Origin of the sequence: Nocardioides sp., from assembly GCF_047607365.1 — a bacterium.
Taxonomy (GTDB): domain Bacteria; phylum Actinomycetota; class Actinomycetes; order Propionibacteriales; family Nocardioidaceae; genus Nocardioides.
Window position 1 is genome coordinate 21,414 of sequence record NZ_JASGDD010000229.1, and the last position, 22,930, is coordinate 44,343.

A 22,930-nucleotide genomic window follows, 5' to 3' on the forward strand; every position below is an offset into this window, starting at 1 on the left:
GCCGGATCCTATCCCTACTAATGGATCAAATAGCGCACTGATCGTGTTACTTAAGCGACATGGCTTAGGAGACGGCGGGCGCTACTTCGCGCCCTTCGGGGTGAACCGCAGGCCGCCGTCGATGCGGATGGTCTCGCCGTTGAGATAGACGTTCTCGGCGATCTGCTGCACCAGCTGGGCGTACTCCTCGGGGCGTCCCATCCGCTTCGGGAAGGGGATCGCCGGACCCCAGTACCCGTCCAGCTGCGCTGGATCGGCGTCGCCGTACGCCGGGGTCAGGAAGGTCCCGGGCGCAAGGGTGAGCGCCCGAATGCCCAAGGGGCCGAGATCGCGAGCCAGTGGCAGGGTCATCGAGACCAGACCGCCCTTCGCCGCGGCGTAGGCGGTCTGTCCGATGGTGCCGTCGAAGGCGGCGATCGAGGCGGTGTTGATGATCACGCCCCGCTCGCCGCTCTCCAACGGGTCGGTGCGCGCCATCGCGGCCGCCGCCAGGCGGTCGATGTTGTAGGTCGCCAGGAGGAAGACCTCGATCACCCGGGCGAAGGACGACTGGGGAGCCGGCGCGTTCTCCTTGTCGAGGATCCGCGGACCGCCCGGCCCCCCGTGCGCCACGACGGCGATCCGGAGCGGGCCGAGCCCCTCCGCGGCCGCGACCGCGGCGGCGACGTCGTCCTCCCGGGTCACGTCGGTCCGCACGAAGACGGCGCCCACGCCGAGCTCGTCGACGATCGCGCGTCCCTTGGCCTGGTCGAGATCGCTGACGACCACCCGCGCCCCCGCGGCGTGGAGGCGGCGCGCGGTCGCTGCGCCGAAGCCGCCCCCGCCGCCCGCAACGAGTGCCACTGCACCGGCGATGTCCATGGTTCTCCCTCCGTCACCGGCGCCCTGCGCGGTCGCCAGTTAAGTTGAATCATTGCACTATAAGGATTACGGTAGCGGACAACGCAGATCTGAACGAGGGGCGGCAGATGTCAGTCGGTTCCACCACTGAGCACGACGAGTTGCGGTCCGTGCTGCGGCGGTTTCTCGACGAGAAGTCCAGCAGCGAGGACGTCCGTCGGCTGATCGCCTCCGCCGAGACCCATGACACCTCGGTGTGGGAGCAGATGTCGAACCAGCTGGGCCTCCAGGGGCTGGTGATCCCCGAGGAGTTCGGCGGCGCCGGCTTCGGCCCGGTCGAGCTCGGCATCGTGCTCGAGGAGATGGGTCGGGCGCTCCTGGTCGCGCCGTACTTCGGCACCGTCGCGCTCGCAGCGCAGGCCCTCGTCCTCTGCGATGACGGTGACATCTCTCGGCGCTGGCTTCCCGAGATCGCCTCCGGTTCCGTGACCGCGACCGTGGCCATCGCCGAGGACGACGGATCCTGGACCGCCGATCCCTCGGCCACGGCGCGTCGCGACGGGGACGACTGGCGTCTGTACGGCACCCGGTGCTTCGTCATCGACGGCGCCACGGCCGACCTTCTGGTCGTGGTCGCCGCGGCGCCGGACGGGCCCGGAGTCTTCGTGGTCGAGCCGGGCGCCTCCGGAGTGGCGCGCACCCGTGTGGAGTGGCTGGATCTGACCCGCGAGCTCGCCGTCGTCGGGTTCGACGCCGTCCGGGCGTCGCGGGTGAGCCCGAGTGGCGGCTTCGCGGCCTGGCGGAGCGCCTTTCTCGACCGAGCGCTGGCGGCACTGGCGGCGGAGCAGGCCGGTGGCGCGGCACGCTGCCTGGAGATGGCGGTCGACTACGCGAAGGTGCGCGAGCAGTTCGGGCGCCCGATCGGTTCCTTCCAGGCGATCAAGCACATGTGCGCACGTGTCCTCATCGAGGTCGAGGCGGCACACCTGGCCGCGGCGTACGCCGGAAGCGCAGTGGTCCGGCCGGGGCGGGAGGCCTCCGTGGCGGCGACGGTCGCCGCTGCTCAGTGTTCCGCGGCCTACACCTCGGCCGCGAAGGAATGCCTGCAGGTGCACGGCGGGATCGGCTACACCTGGGAGCACGACACCCATCTGCACCTGCGCCGTGCCAAGGCGAGCGAGTCGCTCCTCGGCCGGCCCCAGCTCCAGCGGAGCCGGTTGGCCGACCTGGTGGAGATCTGAGATGGGGACGGCCCCGATGGTGGTCGACCTGGCCGACGTCGCCGCCGACGAGGACTTCCGGTCCCAGCTGCGCGCCTTCCTCGCCGAGCACCACCCCGGCCGCGCGCCGAAGGATGCGGGGGAGCGGCTCACCTGGCAGAAGGGATGGCTCGCCACCCTCTTCGACCATGGCGTCGCCGGTCCGAGCTGGCCGCGCCGGTACGGCGGCATGGGCCTCTCCTTCGCTCGCCAGGTGATCTATCAGGAGGAGCTGGCCCGGGCCCGCGTGCCGGGTCCGCTCGGCACCGGACTGGGGATCGTCGCGCCGACGATCATCATGTTCGGCACCGACGAGCAGAAGGAGCGGTGGCTGCGCCCGATGCTGCGCGGCGACACGGTCTGGTGCCAGGGCTACTCCGAACCCGGCGCGGGCTCGGATCTGCCGAGTCTTCGCACCGCGGCGCGCCGGGACGGCGATCACTACGTCGTGACCGGGCAGAAGGTGTGGACCTCCCATGCCGGCGACGCCGACGCCTTCTTCACCCTGGTGCGCACCGGAACCCCCGAGAGCCGACAGAAGGGCATCACCTACCTCGTCATCGATGCCCACGCTCCCGGCGTCGAGGTGCGCCCCCTCCGTGATCTCACCGGCGGGCATCTGTTCGCCGAGGTCTTCTTCGACGAGGTCCGGGTCCCGGTGGCGGATCGCATCGGCGAGGAGAACCAGGGCTGGCCGTTGGCCCGCACCAGCCTCGGCCACGAGCGTTCGGCGGGCGCGATGAACCAGGCGGCGCGCTATCGCCGGGTCCTGTCGGAGCTCGAGAGCCTGGCTCGCGAGCGTGGGCTGCTCGCCGATCCCCTCACCCGGGATCGGCTCGCCTACTTCGAGGTCCGGGTCAGGCTCATCCACTACAGCGCCGAGCGCACGATCGCCGACATCCTCAGCAAGGGTGAGCCGGGCGCCTCCTCCTCGGTCTCCCGGCTGCTCATCTCCACCTTCGAGCAGGAGCTTCACGAGTTCGCCGTCGACCTGCTCGGCCCGGCCGGGCTGCTGGCCAAGGGAGAGCCAGGCTCGGTGCAGAGCGCGCGCTGGCTGGGCGGATTCCTGCGGACGCGGGCCTCGACCATCGGGGCGGGCACCCGCGAGATCCAGTTGAACACCGTGGCCGAGCAGATCCTCGGACTGCCGCGCGACCCCGCCATGCCGCCGCGCTGAGCGACGGCCGGACAGGAGAATCCTCATGCGTCTCGAACCGAGGCCCGAGCTGGACGCCTATCGCGCCCAGGTGCGCGACTTCATCGCGACCCGCAGTCCCGGTCGACGCGCCCATACCGGCGTGCGCGCACCCGAGCCGGAGCTGATGCCCGCCATCCGCACCTGGATCGCGGAGCTCTACGACGCCGACCTCCTGGGCCAGAGCTGGCCGGTCGAGCACGGCGGCCTGCCCGGCGACAGGACCGAGTTCGCCTTCATCGTCGCCGAGGAGCTCGCCCGAGCCCGGGCGTGGGGTGAGATCGGTGCCGCGGGCCTGGCCTCGGGAGCGCTGCTCGCCTTCGGCACCCAGGAGCAGAAGGCGCACTTCCTGCCGCGGATCCGCTCGGGTGAGGACCTGTGGTGCCAGCTCTTCAGCGAGCCCGGCGCCGGCAGCGACCTGGCCGGTCTCAGCACGCGGGCGCGGCGCGACGGCGACCACTACGTCGTCGACGGACAGAAGGTCTGGACCACGAACGGCCACCACGCCGACGTCGGCTACCTGCTCGCTCGCACCGACGGCTCGGGTGTCAAGCAGGCCGGCATCACCGCGTTCGCCCTCGACATGCGGACCCCCGGAGTCGACGTCCGGCCGTTGCGGGAGATCACCGGTACCACCGACTTCAACGAGGTCTTCCTCGACTCGGTGCGGATCCCGGTCGATCGTGTGATCGGGAAGGTCGACGACGGCTGGCGGGTGGCGAACACCAGCCTGGGGCACGAGCGCAGCAGCGTCGGGGCCCGGGGAGTCGAGCTCATCGAGCAGCTCGACGAGCTCATCGGTCTGGCCCGGGAGACGCGCGTCGGCGCCGGCCCGGCGCTGGCCGACCCCGCCACTCGGGCCCGCCTGGGACGAACCGCCACGCGGGCGCTGGTCGCCGACCTGATGGGCAAGGTCGTCCAGTCCCGCATCCTGGGCGGCACCGAGGACGCCGCCGACGCGCCGCTGGCCAAGGTGCTCTACAGCGAGGTCAACCTGGAGGCCGCCGAGCTGGGCCTCGCCCTGGGCGGGATCGGCGGCATCGCGACCGAGGGCGACGCCGACGTGCTGGCCGGAGGCTGGTGGCAGGACGCGTGGCTCTACGCCCGCGCCTATACGATCGCCGGCGGTGCCAACGAGGTGCTCAAGACCGTCGTCGCCGAGCGCGCCCTCGGACTCCCCAAGGACCGTCGGTGACCGGCGGGGCCGGATCCGGCCCGGTCTTCGGGCTGCCCTGGAGGGGGGCGGATGTCGCTCGCGAGGCCGAGGCGGCCGGCGTCCGGGCGTTCTGCAGCGGTGAGTTCGTCGACCATGAGGCCTACTCGACCCTGATGGAGATGGCGCTCTCGACCCGTCGCGCCGTCGTCGGACCCGGGATCGCCTACGCCTTCGCGCGGACACCCTATGCGCATGCCGCAGCGCTGCGCGGGGTCTGGTCGCGAGCGCCTGAGCGGCTCTTCCTCGGACTCGGCTCGGGCGCCTATCGGGTCAACCGGGACTGGTTCGGCGTCGAGGCGGACCGGCCGGTCGCGCGCATGGCCGACCTGGTCCGCGCGATCAGGGCCTGGCTGCATGCCGAGAACGGCGAGCGCGTGCGGTACGACGGCGAGTTCTACCGGGTCGATGCCGCGGTCGCGGCTCCTGTCCTCGGTCGCATCGACCTGCCCATCCTGGTGGGTGGCTTCAACGCGCAGATGGCCCGGATGGCGGCACGGACCGCGGACGGCCTCATCGCGCACGGCCTCTTCACCCGGTCCTGGTGGGATGACGTCGTCCGCCCCGCGATGGCGGCCGGATCGGCGCGTGCCGAGCGCGACACGGCGCCGCGCGAGCACGGCTGGATCATCACGGCGATCGACGACGACGACCCGGAACGGGCCGTTCTGGACGCCCGTCGGATGATCGGCTTCTACCTGACCGTCAAGACCTACGACCCCTATGTGGAGCACCACGGGTGGACCCGCGAGGTCGAGAGCATCCGGACCGCCTTCGCCGCCCACGACCTGCCGGCGATGGCGCGGGCCGTCTCCGACGAGATGGTGGCGCAGATCGCGGTCTGCGGCACCACCGACGACGGCCGCGCGGCGCTGGCGCGGCGGGCCGGCTCGCTGCCGCGCGACGTCGCCTACCTCGCACCGCCCAGCTTCCTGGTCAGCGAGCGTCGCGGTCAGCGCTACGCGCGAGCGAGCCTCGCGCTGATGCCGGGTGAGCACGCGTGAGGTTCATCGTCGACTACCCGATCGTGGTCCAGGGCTACGACCCCGCGCTGGTGACCCGCGCCGGCATGACCCGCGTCGTGACCGCGATCGAGCGGCACGGCTACGATGCGGTCGCGTTCAGCGAGCACCCGGCGCCCTCGGCGAGGTGGATCGCCGCCGGTGGCCACGAGTCTCTCCACCAGATGGCGGCGCTCTCCTTCTGCGCCGCGGCGACCGAGCGGATCCGGCTGATGCCGCTGCTGATGGTGCTGCCCTACCACAACCCGTTCCTGGCGGCGAAGGCGCTCGCGACCGTCGACCTGCTCTCCGACGGACGGGTCACCCTGGTCGCGGGGACCGGCTACCTGCGCTCGGAGTTCCTCGCCATGGGGATCGACATCGAGGAGCGGAACGAGATCTTCGACGAGGCGCTCGAGGTCATCCGCGGCGTGTGGAACGAGGTGCCCTACCACCATTCCGGCTCCCGCTTCTCGGCGCGCGGACTGGCTTCGCTCCCGCTTCCGGCACAGCCGTCCGGGCCGCCGTTGCTGATCGGCGGCAACAGCCGGCGGGCCCGTGAGCGGGCAGCGTGGGCCGACGGATGGAGCCCCATCCTGGTGCCGCCGGAGGTCGCGGCGACCTCGCGCACGCCGGGGATCGCCTCCGTCGCCGCGCTCGCCGCCGCCGTACGGCAGGTGCGTGAGCGGGCCGTGGAGGTGCGTGGCGAGGGGGCGACGGTCACCGTCCAGGTGCTGACCCCTCAGATGCGCTTCATCCAGGCCGGCGGCTCCGTCGAGGAGCACCGGCACCACCTCGGAGAGCTGGCCCAAGCCGGGGTCGACGCGTTCGTGGTCCGGCCGCCGGGGGACGACGTGGAGCGCACGCTGGACGCCCTGGCGGAGTACGCCGCGCTCATCCTCGCCTCGCCGGGGTCAGCGTGTGCGCCCGCCGAGGTGGGTGCGAGCCCGGCTCAGTGAAGACCGCCGTCGACCCTGATCAACGAGCCGGTGGTGTAGGAGGAGGCGGGGGAGGCCAGATAGAGCGCGGTGGTGACCACTTCGCCGGGGTTCCCGGGCCGGCCCGCGGCGTTCCTCCAGCTCCGCTTGCTCTCGTCGGGCCAGCTCTTCGCGATGTCGGTCAGGAACGGGCCCGCGGAGATCGTGTTGACCCGCACCTTGGGCGCGAACTCGAGAGCGAAGACGGTGGTGAGGGCGTTGAGTGCCGCCTTCGCGCCGGCGTACGGCCCGAAGCGCGGTGCGGGGAAGAGGGCGCCGCTGGAGGAGACGTTGACGATCACGCCGCCGTCGGCGTCGTACATCCGTTGGCCGGCGATGGATCCGAGCCTGAACGGCCCTTTGAAGTTGACCCCGATCACCTTGTCGAAGAGCTCCTCGGTGGTCTCGGCCGACGACGGGGCGACCGGAGACATCCCTGCGTTGTTGACCAGGATGTCGAGCGTGCCCATCTCCGCGTAGACCGCGTCGACCAGCGCGGTGCACTCCTCCCAGTGCCCCACGTGCGCGGCGATCGGCAGGGCGCGCCGGCCCAGGGCGCGGACCTCGTCGGCGAGAGCCTCGCAGTTGTCGAGCTTGCGGCTCGCGATGACCACATCGGCTCCCGCCCGCGCGAATCCGAGGACCATCTCGCGGCCGAGCCCGCGGCTGCCGCCCGTGACCAGCGCGACCCTTCCGCTCAGGTCGAACAGGGAGGCCGGTCCGCTGTCCTCTGTGCTCACAGCCCGAACTCTGCCAGGACGGCGGCGTGCTTCTCCCGGGCCGCGGCGCGGCGGGTGGGGATGTGCTCGGTCGGGAAGAGCCCCGGGGCGGGCTCGTAGTCGCTGAGCACCTGCTTGGAGACCGTCACCTTGTGCACCTCGGTCGGACCGTCGGCGAGGCTGAGGTTGGGCTCGTTGGACCACCAGCCGCCCAGCGGCGTCTCGTTGGTGGCGCCGAGCGACCCGTGCAGGTGGAGAGCACGCTGCAGGATGTCGTGTTGGACCTGGGCCAGAGCGACCTTGCACATCGCGATGTGCTTGCGGGCAGCGCCATGCGGCTCATTGTCGATGATCCAGGCCGTCTTGAGGACGAGCAGCCGGTACTGCTCCAGCTGGATGGCCGAGTCGGCGATGAATCCCTGGACGAACTGGTGCTCGGCGAGCGTCTTGCCCTGGGTCCGCCGGGAGAGGGCGCGCTCGCACATCATGTCGAAGGCGCGCTGGCACTTGCCCACCACACGCATGGCGTGGTGGACCCGTCCACCACCGAGCCTGGCCTGGGCCACCTTGAAGCCTTCGCCCGGCTGACCGAGCATCGCGTCGAGGGGCACGCGCACGCTGTTGTACCGGAGGTAGCCGTGGATGCCCTCGTCGAGCTCGTCGCGCTCGCTGATCGTGCCCACGTTGCGCAGGATCTCGATGCCGGGCGTGCTGGTCGGGACCACGAGCATGGACATCCGCCGGTACGGCGAGGCGTCGGGGTCGGTCACGGCCATCACGATGAGGAACTCGGCGAACCGGGCGTTCGAGGAGAACCACTTCTCGCCGTCGATGACCCATTCGTCGCCGTCGCGGTAGGCCCGGCAGAGAAACTCCTTGGGATCGGCGCCGGCCTGGGGCTCGGTCATCGAGAACGTCGAGACGATCTCCCCATCGAGCAGCGGCTGCAGGTAGCGCTGCTTCTGCTCGGGGGTCCCGAACATCGCCAGGATCTCGGCGTTCCCGGTGTCCGGGGCGGCTGTTCCGAAGACGGTCGGGGCCCAGTAGGAGCGGCCGATGATCTCGTTCATCAGGGCCAGCTTGAGCTGTCCGTAACCCTGGCCACCGAGCTCCTCGCCCAGGTGACAGGCCCACAGGCCCTGGTCGCGCACCTGCTGCTGGAGCGGCTTGAGGATCGTCCGAGAGGCCTTGTTGTCGACGTCGTACGGGTCTCCACCGTGCGGGAACAGGAGATCGAGCGGCTCGCACTCCTCGCGGACGAAGCGCGCCATCCAGTCGAGCTTCGCCTGAAACTCCGGCTCGGTCGAGAAATCCCACATGTGGTTGGCTCCTGCCTTGACCTTGAATCGGTTAACTGAATCATAGAAGATAGTTGATTGACGGAACAAGGCTGATCCGCCCGAGGCAGTGAGGTGCGAACGCATGGCAGGACCACAGGTAGACGACGAGCTGCTCGCGTCGCTCGGCAAGCGGGTCGCCGACCAGGTCTCGGAGTGGCGGCCGGGCGCCTCGGTCATCGACCTCCGCCCGCTCGCCGGAGGTACGTCGAGCCTGGCCTTCACGCTGGAGATCTCCGACGTGTCGCCGCGCGAGTCCCCGCTCGTGCTCAAGGTCGCGCCGCCAGGACTCGAGCCGGTGCGCAACCGCGACGTGCTGCGCCAGGCTCGCCTGCTCAGCGCGCTCCACGAGCAGAGTCCCGGGCTCGCTCCCGAGGTGTTCTTCACCGACGCCGGCGAGCCGCCGGAGGTGCCGCCGTTCTTGGCCATGAACCTCGTCGAGGGAGAGTGCCTCGAGCCGATCCTCGTTCCGGTCGATCAACGCCCCTCTCCACAGGTCGCCCGCTCGCGGGGGCTGGCGGCGGCACGCAACCTGGCCTTCCTGCACAGCATCGCCCCGGCCGATCTGGGCCTGAGCGAGGAGCCCGTGGTCACGCTCGCGTCCGAGATCGAGCGCTGGACCCGTGCGTTCGAGACGCTTCCGCCCGATCTCCGGGGCGACTTCGCCTCCGTCGCGGGGCTGCTGCGCGACTCGATGCCCGCTCCGGTCGACCCGGTGGTCAACCACGGCGACTATCGGCTGGGCAATCTCCTCTGTGGGGGAGAGGAGGTCAACGCGATCATCGACTGGGAGATCTGGTCGGTCGGCGACCCCAGGATCGACGTCACCTGGCTGCTGTTCTTCGCCGATGACGGCGGGCACCCGGCCGCGGAGCCGGGGCCACCGGTCGGCACGCCGAGCGGGGCTGAGTTGATCGATGTCTACGAGTCCGAGCGCGGCGTCGAGCTCGGCGATCTGAGCTGGTTCACCGCACTGTCGAAGTACAAGGAGGCCGGCCTGACCGGCCTGCTGCTCAAGCGGGCCGACAAGAACGGCACCGCCATGAAGCCCGCCCTCGCCCGGATGCGGCCGGAACTGCCCCGCCTGCTGCGCGAGGCCGCCCTCCTCCTGGAGGGATGAGATGGCCGACTCCGCCACACTCGCCGACACCCCGCGGCCCCCTCGGGGCGACTGGCTCGGCACCCCCTACCTGCGCCTGGAGCGACGAGGATCGATCGCCCACCTCGTCGTCGATCGCCCCGAGGCACGCAACGCACTGACCCGCGCGATGTACTTCGGGGTCCGCTACGCCACGCGCCTGGTCGACGCCGACCCCGAGCTCGCCGGCCTGCTCATCACCGGGTCCGGCGAGGTCTTCATCCCCGGAGGCGACCTCGGCGCGAAGCCGGTCGACGACTGGCTCGATCTGGACGTCCCCGGCGCGATCGACGTGCTGCCCTTCGACACCTTGCGACAGAGCGTCAAGCCGGTGGTCGCGGCGGTCAACGGGATCTGCCAGGGCGGCGGCCTCCTGATCGCCCTCTGCTCGGACCTCTCCGTGGCCAGCGAGCGGGCGACCTTCCGCGTCCCGGAGCTGTTCCGCGGCATCTCCGACACCTACTACGCCCAACTGCTGGTCCGCCTGATCGGCCCGGTGCGCACCAAGGACCTGATGCTCAGCGGCCGGGTGCTGAGCGCGTCCGAGGCTCTGGAGTGGGGCCTGATCAACCGGGTCGCGCGCCACGAGGAGCTGATCTCCTCGGCGACCGAGCTGCTGGCCAGGTCGCTGGAGACCGCGCCGATGGCGCGCCGCGACATCAAGCGGGTGCTCGACCAGTACGTCGGCCTGCACGACCGGATCGCCTTCACCGACAGCCTTCAGCGCTCCGAGGCCAGAGAGGGCTTCGCCGCGTTCATCGAGAAGCGCTCGCCCGACTGGGTTCCCGCCCCATTCGCACGGAAGGAGAGGATCTGATGCCCGACGCCGTCATCGTCGACATCGTCCGCACCGCCTCGGGACGGGGGAAGCCCGGCGGGGCACTCTCCGGAGTCCATCCCGTCACGCTGCTCGCCACGACGCTGCGTGCTCTGCTCGAGCGCAACGGACTCGACCCCGCTCTGGTCGAGGACGTCATCGCCGGCTGCGTGGGCCAGGTCGGCGACCAGTCGCTCAACATCGGTCGCAACGCCCTGCTCGCGGCCGGGTTCCCCGAGGAGGTGCCCGCCACGACGATCGACCGGCAGTGCGGCTCGAGCCAGCAGGCGATGCACTTCGCCGCCCAGGGAGTGATGGCCGGCGCCTACGACATCGTCATCGCATGCGGGGTGGAGTCCATGAGCCGGGTGCCCATCGGCACCTCCCGGCTGACCGGCAGCCCGCAGGCCCCGCTGTCCGAGCGGTACCCCGAAGGGCTCGTCAACCAGGGCATCGGCGCGGAGCTGATCGCCGCACGGTGGAAGCTCTCTCGCGAGGAGCTGGACGCCTACGCGGCGGAGTCCCACCGCCGTGCCTCGGCGGCCATCGACGACGGCGCCTTCGCCGCCGAGATCGTGCCGGTCGCCCTGCCGGACGGCGGCGTGCACGTGATCGACGAGACGGTGCGCCCGGCGACGACCCCGGCAGGACTGGCGGGGCTGGCGCCGGCGTACCTCGACGAGGCGATGACCTCGCGGTTCCCCGAGATCACCTGGAGCATCACGCCGGGCAACTCCTCCCCGCTGACCGACGGAGCCTCCGCGGCCCTGATCATGAGCGAGCCGATGGCTGCCTCGCTCGGCCTGCGTCCGCGGGCGCGCTTCCGCAGCTTCGCCGTCGTCGGCAGCGATCCCGTGCTCATGCTCACCGGCCCGATCCCCGCCACGGAGAGGATCCTGCAGCGCTCGGGACTCGGGATCGGCCAGATCGACGCGTTCGAGGTCAACGAGGCGTTCGCATCGGTGCCGCTGGCCTGGGCCCGCGAGTTCGACGTCGACCCGGAGAAGCTCAACCCGCGCGGTGGCGCGATCGCGCTGGGACATGCCCTCGGCGGCTCCGGCGTCAGGCTCGCCGCCACCCTGCTCAACCACCTCGAGGCGACCGACGGGCAGTTCGGCCTCCAGACGATGTGCGAGGGCGGCGGCATGGCCAACGCCACCATCATCGAGCGGATGTGACAGGTCCGATGGTGACGACGACCGACCTCGACCTCGGCCTGGCTATCCTCCGCCTCGCGCTCGGGCCGATGCTGATGCTTCACGGCTGGAACAAGGTCGCAGGCCCGGGCGGCCTGGGCGGCACCGCCGGGTGGTTCGAGTCGCTCGGGCTTCGGCCCGGCGCCGTCCACGCGCGACTCGCGGCGGGCACCGAGTTGCTCGCCGGTGCTCTGCTGACCCTCGGGGCGCTCACCGGGCTGGCCTGCGCCGCCTTCGTCGGACTGATGAGCGTGGCATCGCTCACCGACCACCGCGGCAAGGGCTACTTCATCTTCAAGGGGGGCTCGGAGTACGTCCTCCTGGTGGGGATGGCAGCCCTCGGAATCGCTGCGCTCGGACCCGGCCGGTGGTCCCTCGACCACGCCCTCGGCCTGGATCTGGCCGGCTCCTGGTGGGCCCTCTTCGCTCTCGTCGCCGGTGGTCTCACCGCCGCCGGGCTGCTCCTCGGAGCGCGCCGGCTCGCCCCTCCGTCCACCCCCTCGACTCCGCCGGCATGAGGATCGCGACCTCCGCCGGCCCGGCTGTGCTGGGGCCCGCCGGTGCGGCCCCGGCGCGGCGGCCAGGCTCGATCCGGCGTACGTCGACGATCGACTGCTCCTGGCCCTCCGGGACGGGCGCCGAGACGGTGCTCGAGGGTCGGGCGCGGGATCTGGTCACCCTCGATGACGGCCGGACCCGGAGCCTGGGCGATGCTCGGCTCGACGTGGTGACCGGCAGGGACAAGCGGATCGTCTCGATCGCCTCGATGCCGGTGCTGCCGGGGCTCGCGGATCTGGTCGAGTCGCACAGCATCAGCGGCTACCGAGCCGGCCTCGCCGCCGCGGCGCCCGCCGAGGTCGGCGCCGCCACGCTGCTCCACAGCCTGCTCGACGACATCCCCGGGGCGAGTCTGGTCTCGCGCTATGCCATCACGCGGTGGGGTGGAGCCGCACCCACCGGCGATCCGGTCCGCGGCGCCGACCGGCCGCGCCGCAGCGTCGTCGGCGTGTGCACGGGGTTCCAGCCGGGCTCGAGTGCGATCAACGAGGACGGGACCGCACGGCTGCCGTCGGCCGAGGTCGAGGTGGCCGAGATCGACGCCGGCGACGACCTCCTGGCCTGGCACCCGCTCGTCGAGGTGGCCGGCCCGTCGATGCGTCGGTCCCGGCGGACCGACGTCCGTGTCGAGGACGGTCGGATCCGGGTCGAGGCGTTCTACCAGGACTCCTGTCTCGTGCCGGACGGGTCACGCCGGGGCCTGCACGAGTACACCCTCACCGCCACCGTCGACCTCCGCACCGGCGAGCTGCTCGAGCTGACGCCGCAGCCCCGCGTGCTACCGCACGGCGAGTGCCCGTTGGCGGTGCTCCAGGTCGGCCGGCTCGTCGGCACTCCGGTGGCCGACCTGCGCCGGCGAGTCTCGCGTGAGCTGCGCGGCACCGCCGGGTGCACCCATCTCAACGACACCGTGCGTGCTCTGGCCGACGTGCCCGTGCTCGCCGCCACCGCGCTGTCCGCCCTGGACAGCTGAGACCACGAGGAGAACCATGATCGACGCCGTCATCGTCAGCGCGGTACGGACCCCTGTCGCGACCGCCTTCAAGGGCGCGCTGCGCGACACCTCCGCCGAGGTGCTGGCGACTCATGTCGTCAAGGCCGCGCTGGATCGCAGCGGGCTCTGGGCCGACGACGTCGACGACGTCATCCTGGCCGAGGAGCTGGCAGGTGGTGGAGACATCGCCCGCTACGCCGCGGTCGCCGTCGGCATGACCCGCGTTGCCGGGCAGTCGGTCAACCGGCACTGTGCCGGCAGCCTCGCCGCCGTCGGGAACGCAGCGGCCTCGATCCGCGCGGGGATGGACCGGGCCGTCATCGCGGGTGGCACCCATGCGGCATCGATGAACCCGCGGCTCACCTGGCGGATCCCGGGGTCGGAGGAGACCCGTACCGGGTTCAACCCGACGTTCCCCTACTACGAGGGCGCGAGCGACGACGTCGCCGTCTCCGTCGGCTGGAACACCGCGCAGGAGGTCGGCATCAGCCGGGAGGAGATGGACGCGTGGGCGAAGCGGTCGCACGACCGAGCGATCGCCGCGATCGACGGCGGACTCTTCGACGACGAGATCGTGCCGATCGACACGTTCGTCGACGGGGAGCCCCTCCGCTTCGCTGTCGACGAGCATCCGCGCAGGGGCACCTCACTGGAGAGGCTCGCCGCCCTCGCGCCACTGCGGCCGGCCATCGACGGGTTCAGCATCACGGCCGGCAACGCCAGCGGCGTGAACGACGCGGCGTCGGCGATGATGCTGGTCGCCGACGATCTCGCCAAGGAGCGCGGGCTGACCGTGCTTGGAAGGGTCCGCGCCTGGGCCGCGATCGGGGTCGCACCGCACCGCACCGGCATGGCCGCGGTCGAGGTGATTCCGCTCGTCCTCAAGCGGGCCGGGCTGGATGTGCGCGACGTGGACCTATGGGAGATCAACGAGGCGTTCGCGCCCGTCCCGATCGCCGCCGTGCGCCGTCTCGGCCTCGATGCCGACCGCGTCAACGTGCACGGCAGCGGTTGCAGCCTCGGCCATCCCGTCGCCGCGTCCGGGGCGCGGATCCTGACCACCCTGACCCACGAGCTTCGTCGTCGCGGTGGTGGGATCGGGGTGGCGGCCATGTGCGCCGCCGGCGGCCAGGCTGGTGCCGTGGTGATCCAGGCGTGAGCCTCCACCGCCGCGCCGGGTCCCGAGCGGGGGAGCGCGGGTGATGCGGATCGGGATGCCGCTCGGCTATGCCGGGGGCTTCATCGAGGTCGTCGACCGGCTGCGTGACTTCGAGGAGGTCGGCCTCGACCTCGTCTACCTGCCGGAGGCCTACACGTTCGATGCCGTCAGTCAGCTGGGCTTCCTCGCCGCCCGCACCACCACAGTGCGGCTCGCGACGAACATCCTCAACGTCTATTCGCGGACGCCGGCACTCCTGGCCATGACCGCCGCCGGACTCGACTACGTGTCGGGAGGTCGCTTCGTCCTGGGGCTCGGCGCCTCCGGGCCCCAGGTGGTCGAGGGCTTCCACGGACTCCCCTACACCGCGCCATTGGGGCGAACGCGCGAGGTCGTCGAGATCTGCCGCATGGTGTGGGCCCGCGAACCGCTGCGCTATGCGGGGAGGCACTTCCGGCTGCCGCTGGATCGCGAGGGCGGCGGAAGCGGCCTGGGAAGACCACTCAAGCTGGTCAACGAGCCGGTCCGCCCGGAGATCCCGATCGTGCTGGCCGCCCTCGGCGTGAAGAGCGTCGAGCAGACGGCCGAGATCGCCGATGGCTGGGCGCCCATGTTCTACCTCCCCGAAGCGGCGCCGGCCGCGTTCGCGCCGGCCCTCGAAAGGGGACTCGCCAAGCGGGCGCCGTCCCGGGGCCCGCTGGAGATCCTCGCCGCGACCACCCTCCTGATCAGCGAGGATCCCGAGGAGATCGGCAGGGGCGAGCAGGTCGTCCGGCGGCAGCTGGCGCTCTATGTCGGAGGCATGGGGGCGAAGGGCAAGAATTTCTACACCGACCTCGTCGCGACGTACGGGTTCTCCGAAGCCGCGACCGAGATCCAGGCCCTGTTCCTGGCCGGCCGGAGGGCCGATGCGGAGGCCGCCGTACCCCATGAGCTGATCGCGAGCTTGTCGCTCATCGGGCCGGTTGATCACGTCCGGCGGCGGCTCGCCGCCTTTGCCCGGCACGGAGTGACCGACCTCAACGTGACGCCGGTGGCGCGCTCCCATCGGGATCGGGTCCGTGATGTCGCCGCCGTCGTCGAGGCTGCGAGTGAGATGACTATCACCAGGCTTAATTAGTGATATTATTATGTGATTAATCGTGTCACGGGCGGGAGGACGGATGAAGGCAGTGCGGTGCGAGGAGTACGGCGGGCCGGATCGGGTGGTGATCCGCGAGGACGTCCGTGCCCCCGAGGTCACGGACGGACACGTGCTCGTCGACGTCGCCGCGGCGGCGGTCAACTTCACCGACCTGCTGTTCGTCGCGAACGAGTACCAGGTCGCCGCGGACCTCCCCTTCACTCCGGGCAGTGAGTTCGCCGGTCGGGTCGCGGCGCTCGGTGCCGGTGTCAGCGGTCTCGAGGTGGGCGACGTCGTCCACGGCTCGGTCTTCAACGGTGCGATGGCCGAGCAGGTGCTCGCTCCCGCGTCGTCCGTCTCCCGGGTGCCCGAAGGACTCTCGATGGCCGAGGCCGCGGCCTTCAGGGTCACCTACCTCACCGCCTATCACGCGCTGGTGACGATCGCAGACATCAAGCCGGGGCAGTGGGTCGTCGTGCTCGGCGCGGCGGGTGGCGTCGGATCGGCTGCCGTGGACGTCGCGGTTCGCCTCGGCGCGCGCGTGATCGCGGCCGCCTCGTCGTCCGACCGCCTTCGGGTCTGTGCGGACCTCGGCGCCGAAGCGGGGATCGACTATTCCACCGAGGATCTCAAGTCGCGGATCAAGGAGATCACCGGAGCCGGGGCCGATCTCGTCGTCGATCCGGTCGGCGACCGCTGGGCGGAGCCGGCGCTGCGGGCGATCCGCTGGGGCGGCACCTTCGTCACCGTCGGCTACGCGGGCGGTGAGATCCCCCGGATCCCGCTCAATCTCGTGCTGCTCAAGAACGTGACGATCCGTGGCCTCGAGCTTCGGACATGGAGTCAGCGACTTCCCGAGGAGACCGCCCGTGCCCGGGCGGGCCTGGCCGAGCTGGTCGCCGGTGGGATGCGGCCCCTGGTCTCCGAGACGTACCCGATGGAGGAGGCGGTAACCGCCCTCTCGCGGGTGGCTGGGCGAGTTCCGGCCGGGAAGGTGATCATCCGCGTGGGAGAGGACGTGCAGTGACGGGAACGGACTCGGTCCTGGTGGAACGCCGCGACCGCATTCAGGTGATCACGATCAACCGGCCGGAGGCGCGCAACGCGCTCGACGGCGCCACTTCGCGGGCGATCGCGGCGGCGGTCGACGAGCTCGACGGCGACGACGAACTCCGCGTCGGCGTGCTGACGGGCGCCGGTGGCACCTTCTGCTCGGGCATGGACCTCAAGGCGTTCCTGCGCGGTGACTCGCCCGGCATCCCGGGCCGCGGATTCGGGGGGATCACCGAGACGCCGCCGCGGAAGCCGATGATCGCCGCTGTGGAGGGCTGGGCCCTCGCGGGCGGCTTCGAGCTCATGCTCGCCTGTGATCTCGCCGTCGCCGCGGAGGCGAGTCGGTTCGGGGTGCCGGAGGTGAAGCGCGGACTGGTCGCCGGTGGCGGCGCCGCGTTCCTGCTGGCGCGCCGGATCCCGCTGGCGCCTGCCCTGGAGTTCCTTCTCACCGGCGAGCCGGTGACGGCCCGGCGGGCATACGACCTCGGGCTGGTCAACCGCATCACCGTCGACGGCGGTGCCCTCGACGGCGCGATGGAGCTCGCCGCCGCTATCGCCGCCAATGGCCCGCTGGCTGTGGCCGCCACCAAGCAGATCGCCGTCGCTCAGGCCGATTGGACGCTCGCGGAGGGCTGGGAGCGGCAGCGGGAGATCTATGCGCCGGTCTTCGCCTCGGAGGATGCCCGCGAGGGTGCGGCTGCGTTTGCCGAGCGGCGCCCCGCGGTCTGGAAAGGCCGTTGACCTCACGTGCTCAATCAGTAAACTCATTTAAAGACATTAGGTGAGGTGATCCGGAGATCGTTCCCATCGCCTCCGACCCGGGAGACATCGTGAAGCTTGCAGTGGGCCAGTCCTTGGTCAGTTCCGTCGACTCGACGACCGTCATCGTCACGCGCGCAGGCGACGAGGAGGTCAGCCTCGCCTGCGGCGGGGTCGAGATGGTCACCGTCGGCGCCGACCCGGTCGAGGGGGTCGCGGACCCGCACCTCCAAGCCGGCGCCCTGCTGGGGAAGCGGTACGTCGACGGGGCGGGGACGGTGGAGGTGCTGGTGACCAAGGGCGGGAGCGGGACGCTCACGCTCGACGGCGAATCCATGGGGATCCTCGGCGCGAAGCCGCTTCCCGCCTCCGACTGATCGGTGTGCCGCTATGCGTCTGACACTGCTTCTCGGCATGGCCGCCGACGGCTTCGGCGACCGGATCGTCGTCGGGTCGCGCCGCGATGGACTCACCGCAGCCGCGCTCTCGGCCCGCGCGCATTCGGGAGCCCGCCTCGTCCTGGAGCGCGGTGCCGACGCGATCGTCTATCTCGGTGTGAACGGGCCGGCCTTCCCGGTGGCTCTCTTCGCGGCGGCGCGGGCCGGCGTGCCGGTGGTGCCCGTGAACTACCGGCTGGGTCCGGATCAGCTCGCGGCCCTGTTGGCCAAGCACCCGCGGGCGCTGGGGATCGCCGACGAGTCGGCGCTGCCCGCCCTGGCCCGGGCGGGCATCGGCGCGCTGAGCACGGCGGAGTGGCTGGCGGAGACGGCGAAGGACCGCGGCGAGGTCGTCGATGAGCCCTCCGACCCCGCGGACACCGCCGTGGTGATCTACACCAGCGGCACCACGTCCGAACCCAAGGGTGTCCTGCTGCGACACCGCAACCTGGTCTCCTACGTCCTCGGCTCCGTGGAGTTCGCCTCCGCGGGGGAGGAGCAGGCCGCTCTGGTCAGCGTGCCGCCCTACCACATCGCTGCGGTCGCGAACGTCGTCACCAACCTGTACGCCGGACGGCGGACCCTCGTCCTGGAGTCGTTCGATCCCGCGGAGTGGCTGCGCACCGTCCGGGACGAGGGCATCACCGGAGCGATGGTGGTGCCGACGATGTTGGCCCGGATCGTCGAGTGCGACGCGGACAAGTCGGTCCCGACGCTGCGGTCGCTCTCCTACGGCGGCGCGCCCATGCCGAGCGCGCTGATCGAACGTGCGTTGCGCGTATGGCCCGAGGTGGGGTTCGTCAACGCGTACGGACTGACCGAGACCAGCTCCACTGTCGCGCTCCTCGGCCCGGAGGAGCATCGTGCGGCCCTCGCCTCCGACGATCCGCACGTGCGCGCGCGACTGGGGTCCGTCGGACGGCCCCTGCCGGGGATCGAGCTGGAGATCCGCGGGCCGCTCGGGACGCCCCTGCCGGCCGGAGCTCCCGGCCGGATCTGCGTCAGGGGGGACCAGGTGTCCGCGGAATACGCTGGGATCGGCCGACTGGTCGACGAGGACGGCTTCTTCGACACCCGCGACGAGGGGTATCTCGACGCAGAGGGCTTCCTCTTCATCGGTGGACGAACCGATGACACGATCATTCGCGGCGCGGAGAACATCGCCCCGGCCGAGATCGAGGACGTGCTGCTGCGCCACCCCGCAGTGCTCGACGCCGCGGTCTTCGGGGTGAGCGACCCGGAGTGGGGCCAGCGGATCGAGGCGGCGATCGTTCCGCGTGCCGACGCCACCGTCGATGAGGGCGAGATCCGCGCCTTCGTCCGCCAGGCACTGCGGTCGAGCAAGACCCCCGACCGCATCTGGGTGCTGGGCGAGCTGCCTCGCACGGAGACCGGCAAACTCGTTCGGCGCCGGATCCCGCAGGTACTCCCGACCGAAGAGGCGATGGCCTGACCTACCCGGCTCCGTGGACGGCGCCGGCGCGGATGGTCACGCGGACGTTGGCAGAGGTCAGCTCGTCCAGTGCGGTCGCCAGAGGCACGTGGAGCAGCACCAGGTCGGCGCGCTCGCCCGGCGCCACCCGACGTGCCGGGCCGCCGGGCGTGCGGGCATCGCTCAGATAGCTCGCCAGCGCCTGACGCGGATGAAGAGTCTCCCCGGGGCCGAGCACGCGCCCCGAGCGGGTGCGCCGGCGGCAGGCCGCCCGCATCACCGTCCACGGATCGGACGAGGAGTACGGCGCGTCGCTGGAGATCGCCACCTTGACCGCGGCGTCCCGCAGACTCCTGACCCGGTAGAGCTCCTCGAGGTCGCGGGGGTCCACGTCGCGGAGGTAGTCGTCGCCGCGGAGATGGACGAAGTCGGGCTGGGTGACCACGTGCAGACCGGCCCGCGCCATGCGGGGTATCACCGCTTCCGGGACGAGGGCGGCGTGCTCGATCCGATCGCCGGCCACGTGGCCGACCTCGTCGAGCACGGCCAGCGTCAGCAGCAGGGACTCCCGCGAGACGCAGTGCACGGCCACCGGCCGGGTGCCCTCCCGCGCCGCGCGGACGACGCCGACCAGCTCGCCGTAGTCCGGAAGGTCGTGATCCCGGAGCAGGATCTTGCGTGGACCGTGACAGAGATCGCCCGGCAGATCCCGCTGCGCGGGCGAGCCCAGCAGCATGACCCGGAGGGGAAGGTCGTGGAGGGTGGTCGCACTGGCGATGGCCGAGACGGCCGTGCTGTCGAGATCGGGCGTCGCGTCGGTGACGCCGGTCAGCCCGGTCGCCGCCAGCCGCGCGCCCAGCCGTGCCAGGGACGGGACACTGGTCTCCAGACTCGCCCGGAGCCGGGCGTCGTAGCGCCACAGCCGACCGGTCGGCTCACCGTGCTCGTCACGCTCGACGTCACGCGTCCGGTCGAGACCGTCGCGCACGACGGCCAGAGCGGCGCTGTTCAGCATCCACAGGGCGCCGCTGCGGTGTTGCACCCGGACGGGGCGTCCAGGGAGCAGATCGTCCAGTCGGTGCCGGTCGAGGTCTCCGGCAACCGACTCGTGATAGCCGGTGCCGCGCACCCATCCGTCCTCGGTGGCCGCCCCCCGCAGCGCCCGGGCGAGCTCGTCCAGGTCGGTGACCGCCGGGGGGCCGCAGTCGACGGAGCTCAGCGACGCCGCCGCGGCGAGGAGGTGGACGTGATGGTCGTGCAGCCCGGGGAGGAGTGCGCCGCCGTTGCCGTCGATCACCTCGTCGAGACCGGTGGCCGGGAGGGTGGGTCCCACCCGGACGACCCGGTCCCGTTCGATCAGGACGTCGACACGGCGGCCGCTCACCGCCACGTCGCGCAGCAGGAGCCGGGTCACGGCAGGAGCCGCCCGGTGTCGGCGCCGAGGGCGCCGGCTGCCTCCTGTGGCACGCGGGCGCGCGCCGGGCGCACGGGTACGTCGCCCTCGTCCGACTCCACCCACCAGTCCGAGCTGCGGCGGCCGATCCGGTGCGGCACGGTGCGGCCCCGGCCCGCGGCGGCGGCGACGTGATGCATCGAGACGTCGATGAGCTCTGCGCGGTCGTGAAGCAGGGCCCGCGAGGCTGCCAGGGCGGCCGCGACTCCGGCCAGCGGATCGGCGAGAGCGTCGCCGCACGGCATCGGCGGACGGCCGGGTTCCCGGGCGATCAGCCCGGCCCCGGAGGCGACGTCATCCCCGAAGCCGATCCAGTTGCGGGACCGGCCGTGGGCCGTGATGGAGAGCCAGGAGGTGCCGGCTTCCACGACCTCCTCGGCCATCACCCCGATCTGGGCGAGCGCGCGCGGACGCGAGGCCTCGAGGACCAGGTCGGCGGAGGCCACCAGGTCGCGCAGACGTCGCTGATCCCCGGGGTCGGTCAGGTCGAGGGCGACCATCGCCTTGCCGCCGTGGAGGAGGTCGAAGAAGATCGGCGATCCTGACCGGGCGCCGTCCGGCCGCCGGCCGGACTCGACCTTGATCACCTCGGCCCCGCCGAGATGGAGGAGGTGCGAGCAGAGCGGACCGGCCCACAGCGAGGTCAGGTCCACGACCCGGGGACGGTCCGTGAGGCGTCTCCTGCGGGGTCCTGAGCGGGTCTCGATCGCTGATCGGTCGTCGGCGGTTCCGGGCGTGGCGGGGGAGGGCTCCGCAGCGATCGCCGCGCCGGCCAGGCCGAGCAGGCGCACGCGCGCGAGGGCCTCCGCGGTCGTCGTGCCGGCCGCCCACCGGGCGACGGCCGGCCAGTGGCCGGTGGCGGTCGGATGGGCCACGAGAGCGCCGACGAGGTCGAGATCCGTCTCGCGGGGCAGGGAGAGTCCCAGCCATCCGTCGAGGCAGCGCACGGATCGGAACGCCCCACCGCACGAGGTCGGCCCCTGCCGCGCCAGGCCGGCGAGGGCCGCCCGCTCGCCGAGCAGGGCAGCCGAGGGGAGCGAGGGAGTCGTCCCGGTGCGTGCGGCGGTGAGGCGGGCGATCTCGGCCAGGCTCCGCCGTACGCCACCGGCCGGATCCCCCGGTGCCGCCAGTGGTGGCCCCTCCGCTCGTCCGGTGAGCGCCATGGCGCCGGAGCCGGCCCAGTCGCCGAGCGGAGTCGCCGAGCCTCGGCCGGCCTCCGGCGGGCTGCCGGCCGCGGGCTCAGTGCAGGTCATCGACCAGTCCCCACTCCCGTGCCGTCGGAGCGTCGAAGCGGCGGTTGGTCAAGGCCATGAACGCCGTGCGCCAGCGGCCGATCCGACGGGTCAGGCTCACGGTGCCGCCAGCGCCGGGCACCAGTCCCATGGCCAGCTCCGGCAGCTGGAAGTAGGCGTCGCGCTGGGCGATGACCCGGTCGGCGAAGGACGGGATCTCCACGCCCGCCCCGATGCAGGCGCCGTGGACCTCGAACCTGACCCGGTCGCGCAGACGATGGACGGCCTGTCCGGCGTTGAGCTGGAGCCGGAGCAGGTGCGCCGCCGCCAGGTCACCCGCGGTCCCGAACTCGTCCAGGTCGCCGCCACTGCAGAACGACGAGCCGTTGCCGCGCACCACCACCTCGGCGACGGTCCGGTCCAGGGTCGCGAGCTCGAGCGCCTGGACAAGTCCGTCACGTACCGCGGCGCCGAAGGCGTTGTGCCGCTCCGGCCGGTTGAGGGTCACCGTCAGCCGTCCCTCGGCCCGGGCGAGGAGCACCGGCTCGTCCGCCTCGGGAATCGGCCGACGGGGCCGGCGGCTGCGCCATCGGGCGAACTCGGTGCCCCCCAGGAGCATCGAGTAGGCGAGGGACTCGGCGAGGAGACCCTCGGCTACGTCCACCGCCGATGTCAGCCGCAGCAGCCCTTCCAGAGTGGTCGCCGCCAGCGGTGCCGTCGCCACGCTGGTGAGGATCCGCTCCAGATCTCCGCTCTCGGGCCGTGCCCACTGAACCCCCGGTCCGGCGGGCGCCAGCGTGCAGGTCAACTCGGCGAGCAGCTCGGCGGACCGATCGGGCAGTGGTGCGGTCGCCAGGCCGACCAGGAGGGGTGAGCGGCGCGCCCGCAGCGCTGACACGATCGGATCGCTCCGCTCCCAGTCGGTCTCGTCCAGGTCGACGACGACGATCGCGGGAACCGGACCGCCGGACTCCGCTCGCAGCGCGGGCCCGTGCAGCAGGTCGGCGACCTTCAGGCGTTCCACGGGGCCCAGCATGC

Annotated in this window: 22 protein-coding genes; 16 read left to right on the forward strand and 6 right to left on the reverse strand. The window is 71.7% G+C overall.

From position 1 onward, the window contains the following. Positions 1-81 precede the first annotated feature (81 nt). The gene (locus QM572_RS17915; RefSeq protein WP_415095336.1) at positions 82-861 is read right to left on the reverse strand and encodes an SDR family NAD(P)-dependent oxidoreductase; all 780 of its coding nucleotides are present in this window, start codon (positions 859-861) and stop codon (positions 82-84) included. A 107-nt stretch (positions 862-968) separates the two neighbouring features. On the opposite strand from QM572_RS17915, the gene QM572_RS17920 reads away from it, so the two are divergent. The 5 genes from QM572_RS17920 to QM572_RS17940 are packed head-to-tail and all read left to right on the forward strand — an operon-like array spanning position 969 to position 6,467. Beyond that, positions 969-2,081: an acyl-CoA dehydrogenase family protein gene (locus tag QM572_RS17920; RefSeq protein ID WP_415095337.1), complete on the forward strand. Its 1,113-nt coding sequence runs from the start codon at positions 969-971 to the stop codon at positions 2,079-2,081. 1 nt (position 2,082) lies between these two features. Beyond that, positions 2,083-3,276 (forward strand): acyl-CoA dehydrogenase family protein, encoded by a 1,194-nt coding sequence (locus QM572_RS17925; RefSeq protein ID WP_415095338.1) that lies wholly within the window; start codon positions 2,083-2,085, stop codon positions 3,274-3,276. 25 nt (positions 3,277-3,301) lie between these two features. Further along, positions 3,302-4,489: an acyl-CoA dehydrogenase family protein gene (locus tag QM572_RS17930; RefSeq protein ID WP_415095339.1), complete on the forward strand. Its 1,188-nt coding sequence runs from the start codon at positions 3,302-3,304 to the stop codon at positions 4,487-4,489. Further along, positions 4,486-5,511, forward strand: a complete 1,026-nt coding sequence (locus QM572_RS17935; protein ID WP_415095341.1) for an LLM class flavin-dependent oxidoreductase — start codon at positions 4,486-4,488, stop codon at positions 5,509-5,511. Before QM572_RS17930 ends, QM572_RS17935 begins: the two co-directional genes overlap by 4 nt. After that, positions 5,508-6,467, forward strand: coding sequence for a TIGR03619 family F420-dependent LLM class oxidoreductase (locus QM572_RS17940; RefSeq protein WP_415095342.1), 960 nt, complete (start codon positions 5,508-5,510; stop codon positions 6,465-6,467). The genes QM572_RS17935 and QM572_RS17940 overlap by 4 nt, the downstream gene beginning before the upstream one ends. Here QM572_RS17940 and QM572_RS17945 read toward each other — a convergent pair. Together QM572_RS17945 and QM572_RS17950 are read right to left on the reverse strand one after the other, a co-directional pair. Next, the gene (locus tag QM572_RS17945) at positions 6,461-7,225 is read right to left on the reverse strand and encodes an SDR family NAD(P)-dependent oxidoreductase (protein ID WP_415095343.1); all 765 of its coding nucleotides are present in this window, start codon (positions 7,223-7,225) and stop codon (positions 6,461-6,463) included. The two genes, QM572_RS17940 and QM572_RS17945, sit on opposite strands and share 7 nt — an antisense overlap. Beyond that, positions 7,222-8,523 (reverse strand): acyl-CoA dehydrogenase family protein, encoded by a 1,302-nt coding sequence (locus QM572_RS17950; protein ID WP_415095344.1) that lies wholly within the window; start codon positions 8,521-8,523, stop codon positions 7,222-7,224. The genes QM572_RS17945 and QM572_RS17950 overlap by 4 nt, the downstream gene beginning before the upstream one ends. A gap of 103 nt (positions 8,524-8,626) precedes the next feature. Between QM572_RS17950 and QM572_RS17955 the strand changes: the two genes are divergently transcribed. The 11 genes from QM572_RS17955 to QM572_RS18005 all read left to right on the forward strand — a co-directional run bounded on the left by QM572_RS17955 (position 8,627) and on the right by QM572_RS18005 (position 19,228). Beyond that, complete coding sequence (locus QM572_RS17955) at positions 8,627-9,661, forward strand: phosphotransferase family protein (protein WP_415095345.1); 1,035 nt, start codon at positions 8,627-8,629, stop codon at positions 9,659-9,661. 1 nt (position 9,662) lies between these two features. Beyond that, positions 9,663-10,496: an enoyl-CoA hydratase/isomerase family protein gene (locus QM572_RS17960; RefSeq protein ID WP_415095346.1), complete on the forward strand. Its 834-nt coding sequence runs from the start codon at positions 9,663-9,665 to the stop codon at positions 10,494-10,496. Beyond that, positions 10,496-11,674 (forward strand): thiolase family protein, encoded by a 1,179-nt coding sequence (locus QM572_RS17965; RefSeq protein WP_415095347.1) that lies wholly within the window; start codon positions 10,496-10,498, stop codon positions 11,672-11,674. The genes QM572_RS17960 and QM572_RS17965 overlap by 1 nt, the downstream gene beginning before the upstream one ends. An 8-nt stretch (positions 11,675-11,682) precedes the next feature. Further along, entirely contained in the window at positions 11,683-12,210 is a 528-nt protein-coding gene (locus QM572_RS17970; RefSeq protein WP_415095348.1) for a DoxX family protein, read from the forward strand. Then, the gene (locus tag QM572_RS17975; protein WP_415095349.1) at positions 12,207-13,223 is read left to right on the forward strand and encodes a DUF2889 domain-containing protein; all 1,017 of its coding nucleotides are present in this window, start codon (positions 12,207-12,209) and stop codon (positions 13,221-13,223) included. Before QM572_RS17970 ends, QM572_RS17975 begins: the two co-directional genes overlap by 4 nt. A gap of 16 nt (positions 13,224-13,239) precedes the next feature. Then, positions 13,240-14,403, forward strand: a complete 1,164-nt coding sequence (locus QM572_RS17980; protein ID WP_415095350.1) for a thiolase family protein — start codon at positions 13,240-13,242, stop codon at positions 14,401-14,403. A gap of 43 nt (positions 14,404-14,446) precedes the next feature. Continuing rightward, the gene (locus tag QM572_RS17985; RefSeq protein ID WP_415095351.1) at positions 14,447-15,523 is read left to right on the forward strand and encodes an LLM class F420-dependent oxidoreductase; all 1,077 of its coding nucleotides are present in this window, start codon (positions 14,447-14,449) and stop codon (positions 15,521-15,523) included. A 43-nt stretch (positions 15,524-15,566) separates the two neighbouring features. Next, positions 15,567-16,553 carry an NADPH:quinone oxidoreductase family protein gene (locus tag QM572_RS17990; RefSeq protein WP_415095352.1) on the forward strand — a complete coding sequence of 329 codons (987 nt, stop codon included), beginning with the start codon at positions 15,567-15,569 and terminating at the stop codon, positions 16,551-16,553. Then, a complete protein-coding gene (locus tag QM572_RS17995; protein WP_415095353.1) occupies positions 16,550-17,320 on the forward strand; it encodes a crotonase/enoyl-CoA hydratase family protein in 771 nt (256 codons plus the stop codon). The genes QM572_RS17990 and QM572_RS17995 overlap by 4 nt, the downstream gene beginning before the upstream one ends. Before the next feature lie 89 nt (positions 17,321-17,409). After that, the gene (locus QM572_RS18000) at positions 17,410-17,715 is read left to right on the forward strand and encodes a hypothetical protein (protein ID WP_415095354.1); all 306 of its coding nucleotides are present in this window, start codon (positions 17,410-17,412) and stop codon (positions 17,713-17,715) included. 13 nt (positions 17,716-17,728) lie between these two features. Beyond that, entirely contained in the window at positions 17,729-19,228 is a 1,500-nt protein-coding gene (locus tag QM572_RS18005) for a class I adenylate-forming enzyme family protein (RefSeq protein WP_415095355.1), read from the forward strand. Position 19,229: 1 nt separating this feature from the next. On the opposite strand, the gene QM572_RS18010 is transcribed toward QM572_RS18005, so the two are convergent. Genes QM572_RS18010 through QM572_RS18020 form a run of 3 tightly spaced genes read right to left on the reverse strand, consistent with a single transcriptional unit; the run spans position 19,230 to position 22,916 of the window. Then, complete coding sequence (locus tag QM572_RS18010) at positions 19,230-20,621, reverse strand: amidohydrolase family protein (protein WP_415095356.1); 1,392 nt, start codon at positions 20,619-20,621, stop codon at positions 19,230-19,232. After that, the gene (locus QM572_RS18015; protein WP_415095357.1) at positions 20,618-21,913 is read right to left on the reverse strand and encodes a CoA transferase; all 1,296 of its coding nucleotides are present in this window, start codon (positions 21,911-21,913) and stop codon (positions 20,618-20,620) included. Before QM572_RS18015 ends, QM572_RS18010 begins: the two co-directional genes overlap by 4 nt. Next, the gene (locus QM572_RS18020; RefSeq protein ID WP_415095358.1) at positions 21,900-22,916 is read right to left on the reverse strand and encodes an enoyl-CoA hydratase/isomerase family protein; all 1,017 of its coding nucleotides are present in this window, start codon (positions 22,914-22,916) and stop codon (positions 21,900-21,902) included. The genes QM572_RS18015 and QM572_RS18020 overlap by 14 nt, the downstream gene beginning before the upstream one ends. Between the last annotated feature and the right edge of the window lie 14 nt (positions 22,917-22,930).

Coding starts and splice junctions, on each gene's coding strand:
- QM572_RS17990 (WP_415095352.1), top strand. CDS start 15,567: ATGAAGGCAGTGCGGTGCGAGGAGTACGGCGGGCCGGATCGGGTGGTG.
- QM572_RS18005 (WP_415095355.1), top strand. CDS start 17,729: ATGCGTCTGACACTGCTTCTCGGCATGGCCGCCGACGGCTTCGGCGAC.
- QM572_RS17980 (WP_415095350.1), top strand. CDS start 13,240: ATGATCGACGCCGTCATCGTCAGCGCGGTACGGACCCCTGTCGCGACC.
- QM572_RS17925 (WP_415095338.1), top strand. CDS start 2,083: ATGGGGACGGCCCCGATGGTGGTCGACCTGGCCGACGTCGCCGCCGAC.
- QM572_RS17915 (WP_415095336.1), bottom strand. CDS start 861: ATGGACATCGCCGGTGCAGTGGCACTCGTTGCGGGCGGCGGGGGCGGC.
- QM572_RS17970 (WP_415095348.1), top strand. CDS start 11,683: ATGGTGACGACGACCGACCTCGACCTCGGCCTGGCTATCCTCCGCCTC.
- QM572_RS17930 (WP_415095339.1), top strand. CDS start 3,302: ATGCGTCTCGAACCGAGGCCCGAGCTGGACGCCTATCGCGCCCAGGTG.
- QM572_RS17960 (WP_415095346.1), top strand. CDS start 9,663: ATGGCCGACTCCGCCACACTCGCCGACACCCCGCGGCCCCCTCGGGGC.
- QM572_RS18015 (WP_415095357.1), bottom strand. CDS start 21,913: ATGACCTGCACTGAGCCCGCGGCCGGCAGCCCGCCGGAGGCCGGCCGA.
- QM572_RS17985 (WP_415095351.1), top strand. CDS start 14,447: ATGCGGATCGGGATGCCGCTCGGCTATGCCGGGGGCTTCATCGAGGTC.
- QM572_RS17975 (WP_415095349.1), top strand. CDS start 12,207: ATGAGGATCGCGACCTCCGCCGGCCCGGCTGTGCTGGGGCCCGCCGGT.
- QM572_RS17965 (WP_415095347.1), top strand. CDS start 10,496: ATGCCCGACGCCGTCATCGTCGACATCGTCCGCACCGCCTCGGGACGG.
- QM572_RS17950 (WP_415095344.1), bottom strand. CDS start 8,523: ATGTGGGATTTCTCGACCGAGCCGGAGTTTCAGGCGAAGCTCGACTGG.
- QM572_RS17920 (WP_415095337.1), top strand. CDS start 969: ATGTCAGTCGGTTCCACCACTGAGCACGACGAGTTGCGGTCCGTGCTG.
- QM572_RS17955 (WP_415095345.1), top strand. CDS start 8,627: ATGGCAGGACCACAGGTAGACGACGAGCTGCTCGCGTCGCTCGGCAAG.